This window comes from Streptomyces sp. NPDC005574, assembly GCF_040605435.1.
Lineage (GTDB): Bacteria > Actinomycetota > Actinomycetes > Streptomycetales > Streptomycetaceae > Streptomyces.
Map to the genome: position 1 here is coordinate 1 of NZ_JBEXCW010000226.1, position 3591 is coordinate 3591.

General features: G+C 67.6%; 5 protein-coding genes and 1 pseudogene. 5 read left to right on the forward strand and 1 reads right to left on the reverse strand.

Annotated elements, in window-relative coordinates; translation table 11 throughout:
- Nucleotides 1-277 precede the first annotated feature (277 nt).
- The 3 genes from ABZT03_RS43360 to ABZT03_RS43370 all read left to right on the forward strand — a co-directional run bounded on the left by ABZT03_RS43360 (nucleotide 278) and on the right by ABZT03_RS43370 (nucleotide 2343).
- Nucleotides 278-556, forward strand: a complete 279-nt coding sequence (locus ABZT03_RS43360) for a hypothetical protein (protein ID WP_356049714.1) — start codon at nucleotides 278-280, stop codon at nucleotides 554-556.
- Nucleotides 553-843 (forward strand): hypothetical protein, encoded by a 291-nt coding sequence (locus ABZT03_RS43365; RefSeq protein WP_356049716.1) that lies wholly within the window; start codon nucleotides 553-555, stop codon nucleotides 841-843. Before ABZT03_RS43360 ends, ABZT03_RS43365 begins: the two co-directional genes overlap by 4 nt.
- A 408-nt stretch (nucleotides 844-1251) precedes the next feature.
- On the forward strand, nucleotides 1252-2343 hold the full coding sequence (locus ABZT03_RS43370; RefSeq protein WP_356049717.1) for an IS110 family transposase: 1092 nt from the start codon (nucleotides 1252-1254) through the stop codon (nucleotides 2341-2343).
- Nucleotides 2344-2454: 111 nt separating this feature from the next.
- Here ABZT03_RS43370 and ABZT03_RS43375 read toward each other — a convergent pair whose 3' ends face one another.
- Nucleotides 2455-2667: a hypothetical protein gene (locus ABZT03_RS43375; RefSeq protein ID WP_356049719.1), complete on the reverse strand. Its 213-nt coding sequence runs from the start codon at nucleotides 2665-2667 to the stop codon at nucleotides 2455-2457.
- A 76-nt stretch (nucleotides 2668-2743) separates the two neighbouring features.
- Here ABZT03_RS43375 and ABZT03_RS43380 point away from each other — a divergent pair, with 76 nt between their 5' ends.
- Both ABZT03_RS43380 and ABZT03_RS43385 read left to right on the forward strand, forming a co-directional pair.
- Complete coding sequence (locus tag ABZT03_RS43380; RefSeq protein WP_356049720.1) at nucleotides 2744-3220, forward strand: single-stranded DNA-binding protein; 477 nt, start codon at nucleotides 2744-2746, stop codon at nucleotides 3218-3220.
- A gap of 189 nt (nucleotides 3221-3409) precedes the next feature.
- A pseudogene (locus ABZT03_RS43385) lies at nucleotides 3410-3591 on the forward strand (hypothetical protein); the annotation flags it as partial.

Genomic DNA, 3591 nt, shown 5'->3' on the forward strand with positions numbered 1-3591 from the left:
ACACCGCGCCCGCCTCTGCCACCGCCGATGGCACGCATACGCCGACACCACACCATGATCAGACAGCACGCCAGCAGCTATCTACAGCTGCCGTATCAGGGCAAGAAGCGACGCGCACCGCTTAACTTCGAAGACCCGTCAAGATGATCTCCGCCTACGAAAATCTTGCCTGCCACGTTCACGTGTACGCCGACATCTGGCGGCTCGCTTGGGCTGTGTGGCAGGGGATCCTGACTACTCGTAGGACACTGGAGCCTTCGACGGTGAAGGAGACCCTGTGCCCGCGCAGCCCGAGCGTCCGGCAGACAGCCGGATTACCGCGATCCCTCGCACCATTCACGCCATCGGCAGCTTTTTGACTGACGAGGACCGTGCGCGCTTCCATAGCCAGGTACTGGCGGTCGAGGAGGACGAGGTCCCCGGCGTCATGCGCCGCTGGTGGAAGGCTGCCATGCTCGGTCGGGCCCGGGAAGACGAGATCAGCCGGGCCAACGCCAGCCGCCCCCTGTTCGCGGTCGAGGACTTGTTGGAGCAGGTGGAAAAGGCGACCGGATGACCGACCGGCCACGGCGCGGCTGGACCGTATGGACCGAGGAGATCCCGGCAAGCGTCATACTCGATATGCCCCCGGATCTATCCAAAATGGTCCTCAATTTCCTGCACGCCCTGGGAATCGAGGTGGGCACCGCTGTCGATGCCAACCGTAAGCCGCCTGGCGATCCGATGGACGACCTCGACATCCGCTACTCGCTGGAAGTCCCTGAAGAGTCGGTCATCATCGAATACGCGGTCATCCGGGAAGAACGGCAGATCAGGATTTCGGCCCTGGTCTGGTTCCACTGACCCCCTCCACAGGGTCCTGGCATAGTCGCGAGATGGGTGAATTGTCTGGTGTGCTCGCAGGCCGGTGAGCATCCTGCGAGCTGGAACTTCACCGGAAGCAACGACCCCACATGCAATCACGCCCCGAAACAGCGACACTCTCGCGTCCAGAACAGTGGCCACAACCCCCTTCAACCACCACTGACAGTGAGGATGCTTGTGGACGTCTTCCGGCGGGGTCTGACTCAACCTCTGACTGACTCCGGGTCTTCAACAGGATCTGTCGACCTTCGCCGGGAGGCGTCCGTGTGCATCCGCCGGCCTGGGCTTCGTGACCTTGTAAGAGCCTGGCCAAAGGTCTCACCACTGTCTTGTCCGTTGCCCGGGCCGGCGGGTGCCGTCCCCGGTACGACGACAGTAAGGACAGCAGTGACCACCCTCGCACAATCCGGCATAGAGATCACCGGCGGTGTCGACACGCATAAAAACACCCACACCGCCGCAGCCGTCGACTCCGCGGGCCGGGAACTCGGCTGGAGGCAGTTCCCCGCCACCCCGGTCGGCTACCGGGCCCTTCTGTCCTGGCTCCGCTCTCTCGGCACCCTGGTACTGGTCGGAATCGAGGGCACCGGTGTCTACGGCGCTGGCCTGGCCCGCCTCCTGGCCGGCGAGGACGTCGAGACGGTGGAGATCGACCGCCCCGACCGCAAGGCGCGGCGGTGGCAGGGCAAGTCCGATCCCGTCGACGCCTACGCGGCCGCCCGGGCGGCCCTGGCCGGGCGGCGCACCGGCATCCCCAAGCAGCGCGACGGGCAGGTTGAGGCCCTGCGTCATCTGCGGGTCGCCCGCCGCGGCGCGGTCCAGCACCGCGCCGACCTCGTGCGCCGGATCAAGGCCGTGGTCATCACCGCCCCGGACGAGGTCCGCACCGCCCTGCGCTACCTGGGCGACAAGGACCTCCTGTCCGTCTGCGCCAGCTTCCGCCCCGATACCGGACGGGTGGCAGAGCCCGCCGTCGCGGCCAAGGCCGCCCTGCGCTCGATGGCCCGCCGCCACCGGGACCTCACGGCCGAGATCGACGAGCTGGACGCGTTGATCACTCCGCTCGTCGAGCAGGCTGCCCCTGAGCTGCTGGCCCTCAACGGAGTCGGTCCTGAAGTCGCGGGGCAGCTGCTGGTCACCGCCGGGCAGAACCCCGAACGTCTCAGGTCCGAGGCCGCGTTCGCGATGCTCTGCGGCGTCGCACCGCTGCCCGCGTCCTCCGGCCGCACCCATCGCCACCGCCTCAACCGCGGCGGTGACCGCCAGGCCAACTCCGCCCTGCACCGCATCGTCATCTGCCGCCTGCGCTGGGACCCACGCACCAAGACCTACGTGGAACGACGCACGAAGGAAGGCATGTCCAAGAAGGAGATCATGCGCTGCCTCAAACGCTACGTCGCCCGCGACGTCTTCAATGCCCTCACCAGGACAAATACCCGCGCAGCGACTCACAACCACCCCTCCACAGCCGCTGCTTGACATCCGTAAGAGCATCCAGCAGCAACACACCCAGATCCCAATGCCTCTCACCCCCACCGTCCCGAAACCGAGAGATCGCACCAAGGGGAAGCTTCAGGGGGCGGCACACGGCTACCTCCGGCGTGAGGTCCGGGTAGCAGCCAGCAGATTCCGAATGTCGATGACGCTGGTGCCTGTGCGCTCGGCGATACGAGCGGCCGGCTCCCCGGCCCGGTAGGCGGTGACGACCGCCGCGGTCAGCTTCCGACGGGCCGTATGAACTGCCTCCTGCGCCTCGCGCAGTGCCGCAGCCGCCGCCTCCAGTGCGTGGTCCTCGCTCGCCATGACAGTCATCGTGCCAGCCTGCCCGCACGGCCGGTACGGTGGGAGCGTTCCAGTACGAAGCAACAGGGGTGGCTGCATGGCGGGCGAGACGCTGGTGACGGTGGTGGGCAACCTGACCGCCGACCCGGAACTTCGGCACACCGCCTCCGGTATCCCGGTGGCGGGTTTCACCATCGCGTCCACTCCCCGTGTGTTCGATCGCGACCGCAGCGAATTCGTCGACGGCGAGCCGCTGTTCCTGCGCTGCTCCCTCTGGCGACAAGCCGGCGAAAATGCCGCGCAGTCGCTCACCCGCGGCATGAGGGTCATCGTCACCGGACGCCTCAAACAGCGCACCTTCGACGACAAAGAAGGCATCCACCGCACCACCGTGGAGATCGACGCCGAGGAGGTCGCAGCCTCCTTGACCTACGCGACCGCCAAGGTCACCAAGACCTACCGCCAAGGCATGCCGTCCCAGAGCGGACCCGCGCCGACGGCCGGGCCGGTGTTCGACTCTACTTCCGCGCAGCCGTCCCCGAGCCCGGCACCCACCGATTCACACCCATTCTGACCAGGGACAGGGCCCACAAAAAACGCGTGACGCAGTCGGCAGGTGATCGCACGGAATACCAGCGGCCGTTGCGGTCCTCTCAGTGCCTCGTCCAGCGACCCGACCGCCGACAGCGGCTGCCAGTCCTCCGGGACTGCTGACGGGGGTCGGAGACCGGTGGGCCACTGAACACCACCCCACGCCCCGCCTGTGGTGGTGCCCGGTCGGCTTCCTCGCTTCGCTCCCCCTGCGCGTCCTGGCGCAGGCCCGCACCCGCCTGCATCCCCGGCCGCGGGCACGCTGGTCGTCGCCCTGCCGCAGACCCCCGGCGCGGAGCCCCTCGGGCACGCCGAGACGGAGGCGGCCCGCGTCGCCGAACTGCTGCGGCCCGC

Bases quoted from the DNA above. Each gene is read 5' to 3' on its own strand.
- ABZT03_RS43375 (WP_356049719.1), bottom strand. From the start codon at position 2,667: ATGGCGAGCGAGGACCACGCACTGGAGGCGGCGGCTGCGGCACTGCGC.
- ABZT03_RS43380 (WP_356049720.1), top strand. From the start codon at position 2,744: ATGGCGGGCGAGACGCTGGTGACGGTGGTGGGCAACCTGACCGCCGAC.
- ABZT03_RS43365 (WP_356049716.1), top strand. From the start codon at position 553: ATGACCGACCGGCCACGGCGCGGCTGGACCGTATGGACCGAGGAGATC.